The sequence below is a fragment of the Massilia phyllosphaerae genome, assembly GCF_034659755.1.
Classification (GTDB): Bacteria; Pseudomonadota; Gammaproteobacteria; order Burkholderiales; family Burkholderiaceae_D; genus Telluria; species Telluria phyllosphaerae.
Window position 1 is genome coordinate 371,734 of sequence record NZ_JAXSQX010000001.1, and the last position, 16,186, is coordinate 387,919.

The following is a 16,186-nucleotide window of genomic DNA, read 5'->3' on the forward strand; positions in this document are numbered from 1 at the left end:
ATGATAACTGTTTTAGGGCTCGCTACGAAAAACGCACATGAATGACGCCGTCTTCACCCACACCCAGGATCAGCTCAAGCAGCTCGCACGCGACGTGCTGGCATTCGCCAAGGAACAGGGCGCCAGCGCCGCATCGGTCGAGATCAGCGAGGGTAGCGGACTGGCGGTGACGGTGCGCAAAGGCCAGGTCGAGACTATCGAGCAGAACAAGGACAAGGGCATCGGCGTGTCGGTGTACTGCGGCCAGCGCCGCGGTCACGCCAACACCTCCGATTTCTCCACCGAGTCGCTGCGCGCGACCGTGGAAGCGGCCTACAACATTGCCCGTTTCACCGCCGAAGACCCGGCCGCCGGCCTGCCCGACGAAGCGCTGCTGGAAACCAATCCGCGCGACCTGCGCCTGTGCTACCCGTGGGACATCAGCGCCGAGGAAGCCGCGCAAATCGCCAAGAGCTGCGAAGACGCCGCCTTTGCGGTCGACAAGCGCATCACCAACAGCGAAGGCGCCAGCGTTTACGTCCAGCAATCGCACTTCGTGGCCGCCAACAGCCTCGGTTTCTGCGCCGGCTACCCGTTCTCGCGCCACACGCTGTCGGTGGCGCCGATCGCCGGCCGCGGCAACGCCATGCAGCGCGACGACTGGTACACCTCCGCGCGCGACCCGAAAAAGCTGGCCGACCCGGAAAAAGTCGGCCGCTACGCCGCCGAGCGCGCACTGGCACGCCTGAACGCGCGCAAGCTCGATACCCGCACCTGTCCGGTGCTGTTCGAGGCGCCACTGGCGGCGGGCCTGGTCGGTGCCTTCGTCCAGGCTACCTCGGGCGGCGCGCTGTACCGCAAGTCGAGCTTCCTGCTCGATTCGCTGGGCCAGTCGATCTTCCCGTCGCACATCAACATCGTCGAAGACCCGCACGTGGTCGGCGGCGTCGGCTCCTCGCCCTTCGACGAGGAAGGCGTGCGCACCCAGACCCGCAAGGTCGTCAGCGACGGCGTACTGCAGGGCTATTTCCTGTCAACCTACACGGCGCGCAAGCTGGGCATGCAGACCACCGGCAACGCCGGCGGTTCGCACAACCTCGAAATGAAGTCGAAGGAAACGAAAATCGCCGACGACTTCGAGGGCATGCTGCGCAAGATGGGCACCGGCCTGCTGGTCACCGAACTGATGGGGCAGGGCACCAATTACGTCACCGGCGATTATTCGCGCGGCGCCTCGGGCTACTGGGTCGAGAATGGCGTGATCCAGTATCCGGTGGAAGAGATCACCATTGCCGGCAACATGAAGGAAATGTTTCAGCAAATCGTAGGTATCGGCAATGACGTGCTGACGCGCGGCAATAAGTCGACCGGTTCGATCCTGATCGAAAAAATGGTGGTGGCGGGTAACTGACCCAGGCCACGTGCCGTAACACCATGAAGGCAGCCCCGGCTGCCTTTTTTCATGCCGGCGCGTCGAAGCGTTCGCGATACAGTCCCGCGATCCAGTCGACGAACACGCGCAGGCGCGGCGACAGCTGGCGCCGGTAGGGGTACAGCGCCGACAGCGGGAAATCCGGGCTGCGCCAGGCGCCCAGTACCTCGACCAGGCGGCCTTCGGCAAGTTCCTGCTCGATGTGGAAGCGCGGCACCTGGATCAGGCCGCAGCCGCGCAGCGCACCCAGCACGTAGTTTTCCGCATCGTTGACCGACAGCCAGCCCGGCAGGTCGAAGCGGCGTGCTGCGCCATCGACCTCCAGTTCGAGCGGGTAGTCGAGCGCGCCGCTGCTGGCGAAGAAACCCACCACCTGGTGCGCCGCCAGCTGGTCGGGATGGCGCGGCGTCCCGTGGGCGGCCAGGTAGTCCGGGCTGGCGACGATTGCCTGCGGCATCAGCGCCAGCCGCCGTGCCACCAGGCTCTGGTCGCGCGGGGCACCGGCGCGGATCACGCAATCGACGCCTTCGCGCACCAGGTCGACCAGGCGGTCGCCACTGCTCAGCACCAGCTCGACGTCCGGATACAGGGCATGGAATTCCCCGATGCGCGGCAGCACGACCCGCGTCGCATGGGTGCCCGACATGTCGACCCGCAGCACGCCATGCGGACTGGACGCGCCCTGGCGGAACACGGCCTCGGCATCGTCCAGGTCGCTCAGCACCTGCACGCAGCGCTCGTAATACGCCTGGCCATCCAGGGTCGGCCGGACGTGGCGCGTGGTGCGTTCCAGCAGTCGCGTGCCGAGCCGCGTCTCGAGGGCCTTGATCGCATGGGTAGCCGTTGCGCGTGGAATGCCGAGCAGGTCGGCAGCGCGGCTGAAGCTGTTCTGTTCGACGATGCGGGTAAACAGCTGCAAGGTATCGAGGCGGTCCATATTATTGATGAATATTGAATAGTGTTGTTCTGTGTGCTCAGTTTATCTCTTGTTTCGAAACGATGAGAATACCGACATCGCATCCAACCCCATTCAAGGAGAACAGCATGACCATCGAATTCAAGGGCGTGGCCCTGGTGACCGGCGCCTCGCGCGGCATCGGACGCGCTATCGCACTGCGCCTGGCGCGCGACGGTTTCGACATCGTCGTCAACTATGCGGGCAATGCCGCCAAGGCACAGGAAACGGCGGACGCCATCGAAGCGCTGGGCCGCAAGGCGCTCGCCGTGCAGGCCGACGTGGCCGACGCCGACGCCGTGGCACGCCTGTTCGAGGCGGCGCAGCAGGCGTTCGGGCGCATCGACGTCGTGGTCAACAGCGCCGGCGTGATGCCGATGGCGCAAATCAGTCCGGACAAGCTCGACGACTTCGACCGCGTGATCGCCACCAACCTGCGCGGCAGCTTCCTGGTGCTGGGCCAGGCCGCGCAGCACCTGAAGGAAGGCGGGCGCATCATCGCCCTGTCCACCAGCGTGATCGCCAAGTCCTTCCCGGGCTATGGCCCCTATATCGCCAGCAAGGCCGGTACCGAGGGACTGGTGCACGTACTGGCCAACGAACTGCGCGGCCGCGGCATCACGGTGAATGCCGTCGCACCGGGGCCGGTCGGCACTGAGCTGTTCTTGAACGGCAAGTCGGACGAGCAGATCGCCCAGATCGGGAAAATGGCGCCGCTGGAACGCATCGGCGCGCCGGACGAGATCGCGGCGGCCGTGGCCTTCCTGGCCGGTCCGGACGGCGCCTGGGTGAACTCACAAATCGTGCGCGTCAACGGCGGCTTTGCCTGAGCCAGGGCGGGCACGCGTGCAGCCGGTCGAAAATGGGCCGGCGCGCACGCGAATTTTAGGTTCCTGCAATAATGTGCGGCTACGCATTCCACATACACAAGGAACCCATGGACATCGTCAAAGTCTCCCAGCAGCGCTATAGCGCCAAAGCCTACGATCCGGCCCGCCAGGTCCCGGAAGAGATCATGCAGCAGATCTACGAAGTGGTGCGCAACAGCCCGTCGTCGGTCAACTCGCAGCCGTGGCACTTCATTGTCGCCAGCACCCCGGAAGGCAAGGCGCGCCTGGCCAAGGGCGTGCAGGGCGGCTACGCCTTTAACGAAGCCAAGGTGCGTGACGCCTCGCACGTGATCCTGTTCTGCACCCGCGTCGAGGCCGAGCCGGCTCAGCTGGAGCGCATCCTGGACAAGGAAGAAGCCGACGGCCGCTTTGCCGACGACACCGTCCGCGGCTACTCGGCCAACAGCCGCAAGCACTTCACCAACCTGCACCGCTACACCTATAAAGACCTGCCGCAGTGGTACGAGAAGCAGGTGTATATTGCGCTGGGCAACGCCATGCTGGCCGCCGCGGCACTGGGCGTCGACAGCACGCCGATGGAAGGCATCGACGTGGGCGCGCTCGACGCGGAACTGGGCCTGCACGAGCAGGGCCTGTCGAGTCTGGTGATGCTGAGCCTCGGCTACCACGCCGACGGCGACTTCAATGCCAAGCTGCCGAAGTCGCGCCTGGCGCAGGAAGACCTGTTTACTTTCCTGTAATTCGCTTCAGCTGACGATCCCGAACGGCCTGAGTAGCGGAAACCAGGCCCGTTCGAGGATCTTCCTGAATCCCGCACTGCTCGGGTACAGCTCGTTGTCCCAATCCTGGGCGTAGCTGCTGTCGTCGTTCGACAGCACCCCGCGGCTGTCGACATGGAACACGCGCTCGATCGGCGAGTGGAATTCCGCCAGCACCTGTTCGTTGATCGCATCCATCAGCCGCCGGAGGACTTCCTTGCGGTAGCCCAGATCCGGGTTGACCCCGGCCTCGTCCATCATCGTCGTGACCCAGCCGCCATGCGCATGGGTAAAGCTGCGGCCGTCCGGGACCGGATAGTCGTAACCGTTGAGGAAGATCGGCTGCAGCCAGGTGGTCTTGCGGTAGGCCCAGCGGATCGTGCGGATGATGCCGTTCAAGCCTTCGTCGATGTGGTACAGCAGCAGGTCGAGCCGCTCGGGCGACAGGCAATCGCCGGGTGCGAGCGCGGTCGAGCAGTCGTCGTGCAGTCGTCGTGCAGGGCCAGGCCGTATTCGAGGGCATCGTTGGCGGTGCCGCCGAGATAGAACTCGCTGAATCGGAAATCCGGTTTCAGGCGGGTGCGCAGCAGGTCGGCATAGATACCGTCGCCGATGTACTGGTTCAGGCGCGCGCCGTTGAAGCCGAGCAGGCGGATGACCGCATGCTCGGGCGCCACCGAGGGATGCGTGGCCAGCGCGTGCAGGAGGGTCTGGTCGCCGTGCCAGAACCAGGAGTCGCCGAGCGCCAGCCCGGCGGGCGGCAGGTCGCCCGCTTCCAGGCTGTCGCCCGGCCGATAGACCCTGCCGCCCGTGTTTGCCATGCCCGCTCCCCCGTTGGATCCCCCGTTTGACAGGGCAGGGCGCGGGCCGGTTCCGTCTGATTACTTGAGTGCGCGCAGCGCCTGCAGCACCGGTTGCAGCACGGCGGCGCCCAGGCGCGCACTGCGCGCGCCATCCCAGCCGACGTGCGGATCGGGGTCGTTGGCGTTGTCCTTGAACGGCAGTTCCAGCGTCAGCGACAGGCAGCCGAAGGCGTGCGTGATGTAGGGCGAACCCATGGTCAGCACTTCGTCGGTGAACGGCACTTTTTCGTAGCCGTAGTCGGTCTGGAAGTCCGGGCTGGCGATCATGAAGTTCTCGGCGAAGGCCTTTTCGGCCGCGGCCTGCTCCGGCGTGAAGTTGGGCAGGGCGTCGCTGCCGGCCACGAACACATAGGGCAGGCCCTCATCGCCGTGCACGTCGAGGCAGACGTCGACACCAACTTCGTGCATCTTCTGGCGCACCAGGAACACTTCCGGGCTGCGCTCCATGGTCGGGTTGTACCATTCGCGGTTCAGGTTGGCGCCGGCCGCATTGGTGCGCAGGTTGCCGCGTACCGAGCCGTCCGGGTTCATGTTCGGCACCACGTAGAACACGCTTTCTTTCAGCAGCTGCCGCCCGAACGGGTGCGCCGGATCGAGCAGGGCGTCGAGCATGCCTTCGACGAACCACTCGGCCATCGTCTCGCCCGGGTGCTGGCGTGCGATCACCCACACCTTCTTCTTGCCGGCGTCGGGTTCGCCGATGACCAGCATGTTCAGGTCGCGGCCGTCGACCGTCGAACCGAGGTCGAGCATGCGCACGTTTTCCGACAGCTGGGCACGGTCGAGCAGCTCCAGGTGGCGTTCCCACGAGTACGGCTCGAAATAGGCGTAGTAGACGCTGTCCATGCCCGGGGTATGCTCGATGGTCAGCACCTGGCCGTCGAAGCTGGTCGGCACGCGGAACCAGTTGATGCGGTCGTAGCTGGCCATGGCGTTGTAGTCTTCCCAGCCCTTCGGGTAGGCCGACTGGCCGGCGTTGAGCAGGCGGATCGTGCACGGCGTTGCTTGCGCGCCCTGCAGGCGGAAGTAGAACCACTGGGTAATGTCGGCGTGCGAATCCTTGCGGATGTTCAGGTCGATGGCGCTGGCGCTGGTGGCGTTCACGATCTCGATGGCGCCAGCGTCGAACTGGCTGCTGATCTTGATAGACATGGTCTGTCCTGTTGTTGTTGGGTGGTGAGGGCTGCATGATACCGCCTTTCTCCGACGGTATCGGCGGGTCTGCGACGGCGCAAAGTCCGGATGTGATGCTTTTGCTACCTTTCTTGCTCGGCCGCAGCGCCTATGCTCGGTCAATAAGAGAGGAGACGACATGTTGGAGATTTGTCTGAGGCAAACGGCCATCGTCAGCATCGACAGCCGCGGTTTCTGGCTGCGCTGCCGCGATGAGGAACTGTACGTGCCGTTTGCGCTGTTTCCCTGGTTCGAGCACGCCACGGTGGCACAGCTATGTCTCGTGCAGTGCATCGGCGAATCCTGCCTGTACTGGCCGGAACTCGACGTCGAACTGGGGCTCGACCGGCTGCGCACGCCGATGGCGGCAGCGCAGTATGCGGGCGGGGTGGACTGCTAGCGCAATCCGCCGAAGCGCGCATAGAAGGCCGCATCGGCGTCCGGCGCCCCCGCATCCTCGCGCCGCAACACCTGCATCAGGTGTTCTTCCGCCGGCGCCCACACCTGCCGGTAGATCGCCTGTGCCAGCGCATAGGCTTCCGAGCCCGGCCACGGTTGCGGCAGCAGGTCCAGCGGCAGCATCGGGTCGTGCAGTTGCACCCGGCGATAGGCGTGGATCAGCAGGCTGCGCATCACGAAGGCGGCCTGCGGTGCCGGGGATTTTCCGGCCTGCAACAGCGTCAGCAGCGGCGTGAAGTCGTCGATGAAGCGGCGGTAGCTGGCCATGACGCCCGACAGGTCCCAGCCTTCGCGCACCAGTTCGCCGAGCGGGCGCGCGCCGACGCCGGGCAGTTCGTTGGCATTGCAGACGAAGATCCTGCCCTCGCCATCGACGCGCGTCAGGATCTCGGCCAGGCTGTCGCCATCGAAGGCCGGATGCACCAGCAGCCCCGGCGCCAGCATGGCGAAACCTTCCCACTCCAGCTCCTTGCGCACCGCCGCGCGCAGCTCGGCCGTGATGCTGCCGTTGGGGGCCAGCAGCAGGGTCCAGCTGCCGTCCCAGTCGAGCCCGGGCGGCGCGTAGATGCGGCGGTTGGCGCGCTCGAAGCGCGGGCGCGCGGCTTCCTGCAGCGCATACGAACTGCGTCGTCCCTCGCGGTTCGCGACCAGCCAGCCTTCCTGCGCCAGGCGGAACACGCTGGTGCGCACCAGGCGCTCGGTCGCCCCCATGGGCGCCACCAGTTCGATCAGGCTGCCCAGCCACAGGCGCGTGCCGTGCGGGGCGATGGCGTCGCCCAGCATGGTCATGACCAGCGATTTCGAGCGCGGCGGATCGGTGCCGAGGAAGTGGTCGATCCACTGGTTGCCGGTGAGCTGGGTCATGTTTGTCGTATCTCGATATGATTCAAAATTCTGGTGTACATCGCATTTTTTGTATCGTATTATGGATTCAGACACGAGACAAGGGGAGACAGCATGTACGCCCAAATGGTGGAAACCGGCCTCAAGAAAGTGCAAACCGACGCCGACATGAGCGCGGAAGAACAAGCATTCCAGGCCCGTATCGACGCCGGCATCCGCATCGAGCCCAAGGACTGGATGCCGGAAGCCTATCGCAAGACCCTGGTGCGCCAGATTTCGCAGCACGCGCACTCGGAAATCGTCGGCCAGCTCCCGGAAGGGAACTGGGTCACGCGCGCACCCACGCTCAAGCGCAAGGCGATCCTGCTGGCCAAGATCCAGGACGAAGCCGGCCACGGCCTCTATTTATATAGCGCCGCCGAAACGCTGGGCGTCTCGCGCGACGAGCTGCTCGACGCCCTCCACGCAGGCAAGGCCAAGTATTCGAGCATCTTCAATTACCCCACGCTTACCTGGGCCGACATCGGCGCCATCGGCTGGCTGGTCGACGGCTCCGCCATCATCAACCAGATCCCGCTGTGCCGCTGTTCGTACGGCCCGTATGCACGCGCCATGATCCGCGTCTGCAAGGAAGAGTCCTTCCACGCGCGCCAGGGCTACGACATCATGATGAAGCTGGCGCAAGGCACGCCCGAGCAAAAGGCGATGGCGCAGGATGCCCTCAACCGCTGGTGGTGGCCGTCGCTGATGATGTTCGGCCCGTCCGACGCCGAATCGGTCAACAGTGCGCAGTCGAGCAAGTGGCGCATCAAGCTGTTCTCCAACGACGAGCTGCGCCAGCGCATGGTCGACCAGACCGTGCCGCAAGCCGAATTCCTCGGCCTGACGATTCCCGACCCCGACCTCAAGTGGAACGAGGAACGCGGCAGCTACGACTTCGGCAACATCGACTGGACCGAGTTCAACGACGTCCTGAAGGGCAACGGCCCATGCAACCGCGAGCGGCTGCGCACGCGCGTCAAGGCGTGGGACGACGGCGCGTGGTTCCGCGAGGCGCTGGTGGCGCACGCTGATAAACAAGCAGCGAAACAGAACGCTGCATAAAAGGGCACGCTGCATGTGATCCGTCGCCCCTGCGAAGGCAGGGGCCCAAGTTGCAAGAGTGGCCTGCAAACAAACTTGGGGGAATAGCGCCAGTGGCGCTATTCCGCCTTCGCGGGGACGACGGTGGTATGCACTAGCAGCGTCGCACACAAACACGGAGACAACAATGAGCAAAGAATGGCCCCTGTGGGAAGTCTTCATCCGCAGCCAGCACGGCCTCGCCCATAAACACGTGGGCAGCCTGCATGCCCCCGATGCCGCGATGGCGGTCAACAACGCCCGCGACGTCTACACCCGCCGCAACGAAGGCGTGTCGATCTGGGTCGTCAAGGCGGCCGACATCGTCGCCTCCAGCCCGGCCGACAAGGATGCGCTGTTCGAGCCGTCCAACAGCAAGGTCTACCGCCACCCGACCTTCTTCCCGATGCCGGAAGAAGTGAAGAACCTGTGAGCGCCTTAGTGGGATCGACCATGGAAACGAACCAGGCCAAGTTCGACTACCTTTTGCGCCAGGGCGACAATGCCCTGATCCTGTCCCAGCAGCTGTCGCAGCTGTGCGGCAAGGGGCCGGCGCTGGAGGAAGACATGGCGCTGACCAACGTCGCCCTCGACCTGCTCGGCCAGACCCGCATGTGGCTCGGCTACGCCGCCGAGATCGAGGGGCAGGGCCGCGACGAGGATTGCCTGGCCTACCTGCGTGACGTGCGCGCCTTCCGCAACTGCCTGCTGCTCGAGCAGCCGAACGGCGACTATGCGATGGTCATGGTGCGCCAGTTCTTCTTCGACACCTGGCATTATTTCCTGATGCGCGGCCTGCTCGCATCGAGCGACCCGCGCATCGCCGAGATCGCCGAAAAGTCGATCAAGGAAGTGACTTACCACCTGCGCCGCAGCGGCGACCTGGTAGTGCGCCTGGGCGATGGCACCGAGCTGAGTCACGCCAGGATGCAAGCCGCCGTCGACGAGCTGTGGACCTATACCGGCGAGATGTTCCTCTACGACGAGACCGACCGGGCGATGGTGGCGCAAGGTGTCGCACCGGCGCCGGAAGCGCTGCGCGAGGCCTTCCTGCAGCACGTCGCCGAGGTGTTCGACGAAGCGACCTTGCGCATGCCTGCACCGGACGCCTACATGCAGCGCGGCGGCAAGCAGGGCCGGCATGGCGAGCGCCTCGGCTACATCCTGGCCGAGATGCAGTTCCTGCAGCGCGCCTATCCGGGCGCGGAGTGGTGATGAGCGTGGACACGCCGCCGGTCGCCATCGAGCAGGTCTGGGCCTGGCTCGCCGACGTTCCCGACCCCGAGATCCCGGTGATCTCGGTGGTGGATCTCGGCATCGTGCGCGACGTCGGCATCGACGACAGCGGCGCCTGCGTGGTGACGATCACCCCGACCTATTCCGGCTGCCCTGCGATGCAGGTGATCGCCGAAGACGTCGAAGCCGCCTTGCGCGCACGCGGCCTGGCCCATGTGCGCATCGCCACCCGATTGTCGCCGGCCTGGACCACCGACTGGATGAGCGCCGCCGGCAAGGCCGCGCTGACCGGCTACGGCATCGCGCCCCCCAGGCAACAGGCGATCGACATCAGCGCGCTGTCAAAGGGTCGCAGTGCTACCCGCAGTGCTACTTTTTCGCGCCATGCGATCCAGCAGCCGCAGGTCGATTGCCCGCATTGCGGCTCCAGCCACACCCGCCTCACCAGCCAGTTCGGCTCGACGCCGTGCAAGGCGCTGTACCAGTGCCTCGACTGCCGCGAGCCTTTCGACTATTTCAAGTGTCACTGACATGAGCACATTCCATCCCCTGACCGTGGCCCAGGTCAAGCATGAAACGCGCGACGCGATCGCCGTCACCTTCGCCGTGCCGCCGCAGCTGAAAGAGACGTTCAAATACCGCCAGGGCCAGCACCTGACCCTGCGCACGATGATCGGCAGCGAAGAAGTGCGCCGCTCGTATTCGATCTGCGCCGCGGTGCAGGACGACCAGCTGCGGGTGGCGATCAAGCGCGTGGCAGGCGGCTTGTTCTCGACCTGGGCCAACGGGGCCCTGAAGCCGGGCATGACGCTGGACGTGATGCCGCCCGAAGGGCGCTTCAACCTGCCGCTGGAGCCGGAAAGCCGTCGCCACTACCTCGCGTTTGCCGCCGGCAGCGGCATCACGCCGATCCTGTCGATCGTCAAGACCACGCTGCTGGCCGAGCCGCACAGCCGCTTTACCATCCTGTACGGCAACCGCGCCTCGTCCTCGGTGATCTTCCGCGACGAGCTGGCCGAGCTGAAGGACATCTATATGGAGCGGCTCAACCTGGTCTACGTGATGAGCCGCGAGCAGCAGGACATCGAGTTGTTCAACGGCCGCATTACCCAGGACAAATGCCGCCAGTTGTTCCAGCGCTGGCTGCGCGTCGAAGACGTCGACTACGCCTTTATCTGCGGCCCGGAAGACATGATGCACGGTGTCTCGAGCGCGCTGCAGGAAGCCGGCATGCCGAAGGAGCGCATCCGCATCGAACTGTTCGCCGCTGCTGCCGCCAGCGCGGTGCGCGAACCGCGCACCCATTACGGCGCCGACACGGCCCAGCTGACCGAAGTCACCGTGATCATGGACGGCAGCCACGCCAGCTTCACGATGGACAAGGACAAGGAATCCCTCCTCGACGCCGGCTTGCGCGCCGGCATCGACATGCGCTATTCCTGCAAGGGCGGCGTGTGCTCGACCTGCCGCTGCAAGGTGGTCGAAGGAACGGTGGACATGGACGTCAACTACGCGCTCGAGGATTACGAAGTGGCGCGCGGGTTCGTGCTCAGCTGCCAGAGTTTCCCGGTGACGGACCGGGTGGTGGTCGATTTCGATGTGGCGGAGTAAGTAGCGCGAACCTTGGACCCCTGCCTGGGCAGGGGCGACGAGGTAACAAAAGAATCATTGCAGCGTCTAATCAAACAAAAGCGACGTACCGGAGGAGACACCATGACCTACGAAACCATCCAGTTCAACATCGACAAGGGCATCGCCGTCCTCACCCTCAACCGCCCCGACCGCCTCAACAGTTTTACCCAGGCCATGCACCGCGAAGTGCGCGCCGCGCTCGACCAGGTGCACGCCGACACGACCGTCCGCGTGCTGCTGCTGACCGGTGCCGGGCGCGGCTTCTGCGCCGGCCAGGACCTGAACGACCGCGCCGTCGAGCCGGGGGCGCCAGGCGTCGACCTCGGCGAATCGGTCGAAAAATACTACGCCCCGCTGGTCATGACCCTGCGCACGCTGCCGATGCCGGTGATCTGCGCCGTCAACGGCGTGGCCGCCGGTGCCGGCGCCAACCTGGCGCTGGCCTGCGACATCGTGCTGGCGGCGAAATCGGCCAGCTTCATCGAAGCCTTCAGCAAGCTGGGCCTGATCCCCGACACCGGCGGCACCTGGGCGCTGCCGCGCCTGATCGGTCCGGCGCGCGCGATGGGCTTGGCCATGCTGGGCGAACGCCTGCCTGCGGAAAAGGCCGAGGAATGGGGCCTGATCTGGCGCTGCGTCCCCGACGATGCGCTGATGCTGGAAGCGATGGCCATGGCCGAGCATTTCGCCGCCGCGCCGACGAAAGGCCTGGCCTATACCAAGAAAGCCATGCTGGCCAGTTCGACCAACACGCTCGAGCAGCAGCTGGCGTTGGAAGCGTCGATGATGCGCGAGCTGGGCTACAGCCACGACTACCGCGAAGGCGTGGCCGCCTTTATCGACAAGCGCCAGCCGCAATTTCAGGGCAACTGAGAGGAGAGTGATCATGGCACAGGCACTGGATAGCAGCGGCATCGTCGGCGTGGTCGGCAGCGGCGCCATGGGTGCCGGCATCGCCCAGGTGGCTGCCGTCGCCGGGCACACGGTGCGCCTGTTCGACACCCGTCCGGACGCGGTCGCCAAGGCGATCGCCGACATCGGCAAGGTGTTCGCGAAGCTGGTCGAGAAGGGCCGCATGGACGCAGGCGAGGCCGACCTCGCGCGCGAGCGCCTGCAGCCGGCCGCATCGCTGCAGGACCTGCGCGACGCCGCGCTGGTGGTGGAAGCGGTGGTCGAAGACCTGGAAGTCAAGTGCGCGCTGTTCCGCCAGCTGGAGGGCATCGTCGGCGACAACTGCATCCTGGCCACCAACACCTCGTCGATCTCGGTGACGGCGATCGCGGCCCCGCTGGCGCGCCCCGAACGCCTGGTCGGCATGCATTTCTTCAATCCGGTGCCGCTGATGGCGCTAGTCGAAGTCATCAGCGGCATCGCCACCGCCAAGGACGTCGCCGCCACCGTGGCCGCCACCGCCGCCGGCTGGGGCAAGCAGCCGGTGCACGCGACATCCACGCCCGGCTTCATCGTCAACCGCGTGGCGCGGCCGTTCTATGCCGAGGCGCTGCGTTTGCTGGGCGAGCAGGCCGGCGATCCGGCCACGCTCGACGCCGTAATGCGCGATGCCGGCGGCTTCCGCATGGGCCCGTTCGAATTGATGGACCTGATCGGGCACGACGTGAATTTTTCCGTCACCCAGTCGGTATTCAACGCGTATTTCAACGATCCGCGCTTCACGCCTTCGGTGCTGCAGCAGGAACTGGTGAATGCCGGCTTCCTCGGCCGCAAATCCGGACGCGGCTTCTATCGTTACGGCGACGATGTCCCACGGATCGAAGCGAAGACCGAACCCCTGGCGGAACGGCCGCAAACGGTGCGCGTCACCCGCGTGCGCCAGTTCCACGAACCGGTGTTCGACGCGCTGCACGACGTGGTCAACGCGCGCCTGGCGGCGGCCGGCGTCGCGGTCAGCCATCCGGGCCTGCTCGATGGCGTCGAGGGCCGCGAGGCGCCGGCCTTCCACGTCCATGGCGCCAGCATCTTCCTGACCGACGGCCGCAGCGCCACCCAGCGCGCTTTCGACGACGGCGTCCCGGACACCATCCTGTTCGACCTGATGCTCGACCCGACCAAGGCCACGCGCATCGCGCTGGCTCGCGCCGACCAGTGCGGCGAGGCCGCATGGCAGGCGGCGGTCGGCCTGTTCCAGGCCGCCGGTTTCGCCGTCACGCGCCTGGACGACGTGCCCGGCATGGCGGTGATGCGCACGGTCGCGATGCTGGCCAACGAAGCCGCCGACGCCGTCAACCAGGGCGTGTGCAGCGCCGAGGCGGTGGACCTCGCGATGCAGAAGGGCGTCAATTATCCACGCGGCCCGCTGGCCTGGGCCGACCAGATCGGTCTCCAGCATGTCGTGACGGTGCTGGCCAACCTGGCGGCAATTTATGGCGAGGACCGCTACCGTGTGTCCCCGCTGTTGCGCCGCAAGCTGTACGCCCATCCGGAGGGGGCATATTTCCATGCAGTCTGATTTCGTGAACGACCCGCAGGCATTGGCCGAACTGGCCGGCAAGACCATGTACGAGCGCGATCCCGCCAGCCAGGCACTGGGCATGAGGCTGGATGCGATCCGGCCCGGCTACGCGCGCATGTCGATGCCGGTGCGCGCCGACATGCTGAACGGCCACGGCACCTGCCACGGCGGCTACATCTTCATGCTGGCCGACAGCGCTTTTGCCTTTGCCTGCAATTCGCATAATTTCAACACGGTCGGCGCCGGCTGCACGATCGACTACCTGTCTCCCGGCCGCGAAGGCGACGTGCTGGTGGCCGAAGCGGTCGAGCAGGCGCTGTCCGGCAAGACCGGCGTCTACGACATCGTGGTCAGCAACCAGGAAGGGCGCAAGCTGGCGCTGTTCCGCGGCAAATCGCACCGCGTGAGCGGCATGGTGGCCGACCTCGGCACGCATGGCGGCACGGAATAAAAGGAGACTGAAAGATGGTGGAACGTACAGCGCACACCGGCGAACTGGAACCGATCGAGCGCGCCAGCCGCGACGAACTGCAGGCCCTGCAACTGGAACGCCTGAAGTGGAGCCTGCAGCACGCCTACGATAACGTGCCGCACTATCGCCGCGCCTTCGACGAGGCCGGCGTGCATCCCGACGACTTGCGGTCGCTGGGCGACCTGGCGAAGTTCCCGTTCACCGACAAGAAGACGCTGCGCGACAACTATCCGTTTGGCCTGTTCGCGGTGCCGCGTGAACAGGTAGTGCGCGTCCATGCGTCGAGTGGCACCACCGGCAAGCCGACCGTGGTCGGCTATACCCGCAACGACATCGACACCTGGGCGAACGTGGTGGCGCGCTCGATCCGCGCCGCCGGCGGGCGCCGCGGCGACATGGTCCACGTCGCCTACGGCTACGGCCTGTTCACCGGCGGCCTCGGCGCCCACTACGGCGCCGAGCGCCTGGGCTGTACCGTGATCCCGATGTCGGGCGGCCAGACCGAGAAGCAGGTGCAGCTGATCCAGGATTTCAAGCCCTCGATCATCATGGTCACGCCCTCCTACATGCTGAACATCGTCGAGGAATTCCAGCGCCAGGGGATCGATCCGGCCAGCTCATCGCTGCAGGTCGGCATCTTCGGCGCCGAACCCTGGACCGATGCGCTGCGCAGGGAGATCGAAGCGCGTGCCGGCATCGATGCGGTCGACATCTACGGCCTGTCCGAAGTGATGGGGCCGGGCGTGGCGAGCGAGTGCATCGAGAGCAAGGATGGCCCGGTGGTCTGGGAAGACCATTTTTATCCGGAGATCATCGACCCCGACACCGGCGAAGTGCTGCCGGACGGCGCCGAGGGCGAGCTGGTGTTCACCTCGCTGACCAAGGAAGCGCTGCCGATCATCCGCTACCGTACGCGCGACCTGACCCGCCTGCTGCCGCCGACGGCGCGTGCGATGCGGCGCATGGGCCGCATCAACGGCCGCTCGGACGACATGCTGATCATCCGCGGCGTCAACGTGTTCCCGAGCCAGGTCGAGGAACTGATCCTCGGCATGCCGGCGCTGGCGCCGCATTACCAGCTGGTGGTCACGCGCGACGGCCATCTCGACGCGCTCGAGGTCCACTGCGAACTGCGCGACGGCGAGGTGCCGGCGGACCTGGCCGACGCCGTCGGACGCGACCTGCAGCACCGCATCAAGACCTATATCGGCGTGACCACGAACGTCAAACTGCTGCCGGCGCAGGGCATCGAACGTTCGCTGACCGGCAAGGCCCGGCGCGTGCTCGACAAGCGCCCGAAACAATGAAGGACCGAGAGACGATGGTGAAAGTGTACGAAATCGACGGCCTGCGTCCGGTGATCCACCCGAGCGCCTACGTGCATCCGAGCGCGGTGCTGATCGGCGACGTGATCGTCGGGCCGCGCTGCTACGTCGGCCCGCTGGCATCGCTGCGCGGCGACTTCGGCCGCCTGATCCTGGAAGAGGGCGCCAACGTGCAGGACACCTGCGTGATGCACGGCTTCCCCGAAGACGACACCGTGGTCGAGGTGGATGGCCACATCGGCCATGGCGCCGTGCTGCACGGCTGCCGTGTCGGGCGCAATGCGATGGTCGGCATGAATGCGGTGGTGATGGACAAGGCCGTGGTCGGGGCCGAATCCATCGTCGGCGCGGCGGCCTTCGTCAAGGCCGGCATGCTGATCCCGCCGCGCAGCCTGGTGCTGGGCGCGCCGGCACGGGTAATACGCGCGGTGACGGACGAGGAGCTGGCGTGGAAGAGTTACGGCACGCGGCAATACCACGACCTGAACCTGCGCTCGATGCAGACGATGCGCGAGGTGGAGGCGTTTACCGAGGTGGAAGAAGGCCGGCGGCGCCTGGTGTTCGACGAACCCCATCGGCCTAAAAAATAGCTGTCGATCATATGTGCAACTTGGAG

General features: G+C 65.7%; 19 protein-coding genes. 14 read left to right on the forward strand and 5 right to left on the reverse strand.

Annotated features, from left to right (window positions below; all coding sequences use genetic code 11):
- The first annotated feature begins 37 nt into the window (after nucleotides 1-37).
- Entirely contained in the window at nucleotides 38-1,390 is a 1,353-nt protein-coding gene (pmbA, locus tag U1H99_RS01660; RefSeq protein WP_323140040.1) for a metalloprotease PmbA, read from the forward strand.
- A gap of 49 nt (nucleotides 1,391-1,439) precedes the next feature.
- Here pmbA and U1H99_RS01665 read toward each other — a convergent pair whose 3' ends face one another.
- Nucleotides 1,440-2,348 carry a LysR family transcriptional regulator gene (locus tag U1H99_RS01665; RefSeq protein ID WP_323140041.1) on the reverse strand — a complete coding sequence of 303 codons (909 nt, stop codon included), beginning with the start codon at nucleotides 2,346-2,348 and terminating at the stop codon, nucleotides 1,440-1,442.
- 107 nt (nucleotides 2,349-2,455) lie between these two features.
- Here U1H99_RS01665 and U1H99_RS01670 point away from each other — a divergent pair, with 107 nt between their 5' ends.
- Together U1H99_RS01670 and nfsB are read left to right on the forward strand one after the other, a co-directional pair.
- Nucleotides 2,456-3,196, forward strand: a complete 741-nt coding sequence (locus U1H99_RS01670) for an SDR family oxidoreductase (RefSeq protein WP_323140042.1) — start codon at nucleotides 2,456-2,458, stop codon at nucleotides 3,194-3,196.
- 107 nt (nucleotides 3,197-3,303) lie between these two features.
- Entirely contained in the window at nucleotides 3,304-3,957 is a 654-nt protein-coding gene (gene nfsB, locus U1H99_RS01675; RefSeq protein ID WP_323140043.1) for an oxygen-insensitive NAD(P)H nitroreductase, read from the forward strand.
- Nucleotides 3,958-3,963: 6 nt separating this feature from the next.
- Here nfsB and U1H99_RS01680 read toward each other — a convergent pair whose 3' ends face one another.
- From U1H99_RS01680 to U1H99_RS01690, 3 genes are read right to left on the reverse strand one after another with little or no spacing between them, the layout of a single operon-like run.
- Entirely contained in the window at nucleotides 3,964-4,374 is a 411-nt protein-coding gene (locus tag U1H99_RS01680) for a hypothetical protein (RefSeq protein ID WP_323140044.1), read from the reverse strand.
- Entirely contained in the window at nucleotides 4,371-4,796 is a 426-nt protein-coding gene (locus U1H99_RS01685; RefSeq protein WP_323140045.1) for a hypothetical protein, read from the reverse strand. Before U1H99_RS01685 ends, U1H99_RS01680 begins: the two co-directional genes overlap by 4 nt.
- Before the next feature lie 60 nt (nucleotides 4,797-4,856).
- Nucleotides 4,857-5,990, reverse strand: a complete 1,134-nt coding sequence (locus U1H99_RS01690) for a M14 family metallopeptidase (protein ID WP_323140046.1) — start codon at nucleotides 5,988-5,990, stop codon at nucleotides 4,857-4,859.
- 160 nt (nucleotides 5,991-6,150) lie between these two features.
- Between U1H99_RS01690 and U1H99_RS01695 the strand changes: the two genes are divergently transcribed.
- The gene (locus U1H99_RS01695; RefSeq protein ID WP_323140047.1) at nucleotides 6,151-6,411 is read left to right on the forward strand and encodes a DUF2442 domain-containing protein; all 261 of its coding nucleotides are present in this window, start codon (nucleotides 6,151-6,153) and stop codon (nucleotides 6,409-6,411) included.
- Here the strand turns inward: U1H99_RS01695 and paaX are convergent.
- Nucleotides 6,408-7,334 (reverse strand): phenylacetic acid degradation operon negative regulatory protein PaaX, encoded by a 927-nt coding sequence (gene paaX, locus U1H99_RS01700; protein ID WP_323140048.1) that lies wholly within the window; start codon nucleotides 7,332-7,334, stop codon nucleotides 6,408-6,410. The genes U1H99_RS01695 and paaX overlap by 4 nt on opposite strands.
- Before the next feature lie 93 nt (nucleotides 7,335-7,427).
- Between paaX and paaA the strand changes: the two genes are divergently transcribed.
- From paaA to paaY, 10 genes are all read left to right on the forward strand, one after another.
- On the forward strand, nucleotides 7,428-8,417 hold the full coding sequence (paaA, locus tag U1H99_RS01705) for a 1,2-phenylacetyl-CoA epoxidase subunit PaaA (protein ID WP_323140049.1): 990 nt from the start codon (nucleotides 7,428-7,430) through the stop codon (nucleotides 8,415-8,417).
- A 166-nt stretch (nucleotides 8,418-8,583) separates the two neighbouring features.
- Nucleotides 8,584-8,868: a 1,2-phenylacetyl-CoA epoxidase subunit PaaB gene (gene paaB, locus U1H99_RS01710; protein WP_141831688.1), complete on the forward strand. Its 285-nt coding sequence runs from the start codon at nucleotides 8,584-8,586 to the stop codon at nucleotides 8,866-8,868.
- 20 nt (nucleotides 8,869-8,888) lie between these two features.
- The gene (paaC, locus tag U1H99_RS01715) at nucleotides 8,889-9,650 is read left to right on the forward strand and encodes a 1,2-phenylacetyl-CoA epoxidase subunit PaaC (protein ID WP_323140050.1); all 762 of its coding nucleotides are present in this window, start codon (nucleotides 8,889-8,891) and stop codon (nucleotides 9,648-9,650) included.
- Nucleotides 9,650-10,201 carry a 1,2-phenylacetyl-CoA epoxidase subunit PaaD gene (gene paaD / locus U1H99_RS01720; RefSeq protein ID WP_323140051.1) on the forward strand — a complete coding sequence of 184 codons (552 nt, stop codon included), beginning with the start codon at nucleotides 9,650-9,652 and terminating at the stop codon, nucleotides 10,199-10,201. Before paaC ends, paaD begins: the two co-directional genes overlap by 1 nt.
- A 1-nt stretch (nucleotide 10,202) precedes the next feature.
- A complete protein-coding gene (gene paaE / locus U1H99_RS01725; RefSeq protein ID WP_323140052.1) occupies nucleotides 10,203-11,282 on the forward strand; it encodes a 1,2-phenylacetyl-CoA epoxidase subunit PaaE in 1,080 nt (359 codons plus the stop codon).
- Between the two features lie 102 nt (nucleotides 11,283-11,384).
- Nucleotides 11,385-12,176 (forward strand): 2-(1,2-epoxy-1,2-dihydrophenyl)acetyl-CoA isomerase PaaG, encoded by a 792-nt coding sequence (paaG, locus tag U1H99_RS01730; RefSeq protein ID WP_323140053.1) that lies wholly within the window; start codon nucleotides 11,385-11,387, stop codon nucleotides 12,174-12,176.
- Nucleotides 12,177-12,189: 13 nt separating this feature from the next.
- Complete coding sequence (paaH, locus tag U1H99_RS01735; protein WP_323140054.1) at nucleotides 12,190-13,770, forward strand: 3-hydroxyacyl-CoA dehydrogenase PaaH; 1,581 nt, start codon at nucleotides 12,190-12,192, stop codon at nucleotides 13,768-13,770.
- Nucleotides 13,760-14,224, forward strand: coding sequence for a hydroxyphenylacetyl-CoA thioesterase PaaI (paaI, locus tag U1H99_RS01740; RefSeq protein WP_323140055.1), 465 nt, complete (start codon nucleotides 13,760-13,762; stop codon nucleotides 14,222-14,224). Before paaH ends, paaI begins: the two co-directional genes overlap by 11 nt.
- Before the next feature lie 14 nt (nucleotides 14,225-14,238).
- Nucleotides 14,239-15,552, forward strand: coding sequence for a phenylacetate--CoA ligase PaaK (paaK, locus tag U1H99_RS01745; protein WP_323140056.1), 1,314 nt, complete (start codon nucleotides 14,239-14,241; stop codon nucleotides 15,550-15,552).
- A gap of 14 nt (nucleotides 15,553-15,566) precedes the next feature.
- On the forward strand, nucleotides 15,567-16,160 hold the full coding sequence (gene paaY / locus U1H99_RS01750) for a phenylacetic acid degradation protein PaaY (protein ID WP_323140057.1): 594 nt from the start codon (nucleotides 15,567-15,569) through the stop codon (nucleotides 16,158-16,160).
- Nucleotides 16,161-16,186: the final 26 nt, after the last annotated feature.

Bases quoted from the DNA above. Each gene is read 5' to 3' on its own strand.
- pmbA (WP_323140040.1), top strand. From the start codon at position 38: ATGAATGACGCCGTCTTCACCCACACCCAGGATCAGCTCAAGCAGCTC.
- U1H99_RS01665 (WP_323140041.1), bottom strand. From the start codon at position 2,348: ATGGACCGCCTCGATACCTTGCAGCTGTTTACCCGCATCGTCGAACAG.
- U1H99_RS01670 (WP_323140042.1), top strand. From the start codon at position 2,456: ATGACCATCGAATTCAAGGGCGTGGCCCTGGTGACCGGCGCCTCGCGC.
- nfsB (WP_323140043.1), top strand. From the start codon at position 3,304: ATGGACATCGTCAAAGTCTCCCAGCAGCGCTATAGCGCCAAAGCCTAC.
- U1H99_RS01685 (WP_323140045.1), bottom strand. From the start codon at position 4,796: ATGGCAAACACGGGCGGCAGGGTCTATCGGCCGGGCGACAGCCTGGAA.
- U1H99_RS01690 (WP_323140046.1), bottom strand. From the start codon at position 5,990: ATGTCTATCAAGATCAGCAGCCAGTTCGACGCTGGCGCCATCGAGATC.
- U1H99_RS01695 (WP_323140047.1), top strand. From the start codon at position 6,151: ATGTTGGAGATTTGTCTGAGGCAAACGGCCATCGTCAGCATCGACAGC.
- paaX (WP_323140048.1), bottom strand. From the start codon at position 7,334: ATGACCCAGCTCACCGGCAACCAGTGGATCGACCACTTCCTCGGCACC.
- paaA (WP_323140049.1), top strand. From the start codon at position 7,428: ATGTACGCCCAAATGGTGGAAACCGGCCTCAAGAAAGTGCAAACCGAC.
- paaB (WP_141831688.1), top strand. From the start codon at position 8,584: ATGAGCAAAGAATGGCCCCTGTGGGAAGTCTTCATCCGCAGCCAGCAC.
- paaC (WP_323140050.1), top strand. From the start codon at position 8,889: ATGGAAACGAACCAGGCCAAGTTCGACTACCTTTTGCGCCAGGGCGAC.
- paaD (WP_323140051.1), top strand. From the start codon at position 9,650: ATGAGCGTGGACACGCCGCCGGTCGCCATCGAGCAGGTCTGGGCCTGG.
- paaE (WP_323140052.1), top strand. From the start codon at position 10,203: ATGAGCACATTCCATCCCCTGACCGTGGCCCAGGTCAAGCATGAAACG.
- paaG (WP_323140053.1), top strand. From the start codon at position 11,385: ATGACCTACGAAACCATCCAGTTCAACATCGACAAGGGCATCGCCGTC.
- paaH (WP_323140054.1), top strand. From the start codon at position 12,190: ATGGCACAGGCACTGGATAGCAGCGGCATCGTCGGCGTGGTCGGCAGC.
- paaI (WP_323140055.1), top strand. From the start codon at position 13,760: ATGCAGTCTGATTTCGTGAACGACCCGCAGGCATTGGCCGAACTGGCC.
- paaK (WP_323140056.1), top strand. From the start codon at position 14,239: ATGGTGGAACGTACAGCGCACACCGGCGAACTGGAACCGATCGAGCGC.
- paaY (WP_323140057.1), top strand. From the start codon at position 15,567: ATGGTGAAAGTGTACGAAATCGACGGCCTGCGTCCGGTGATCCACCCG.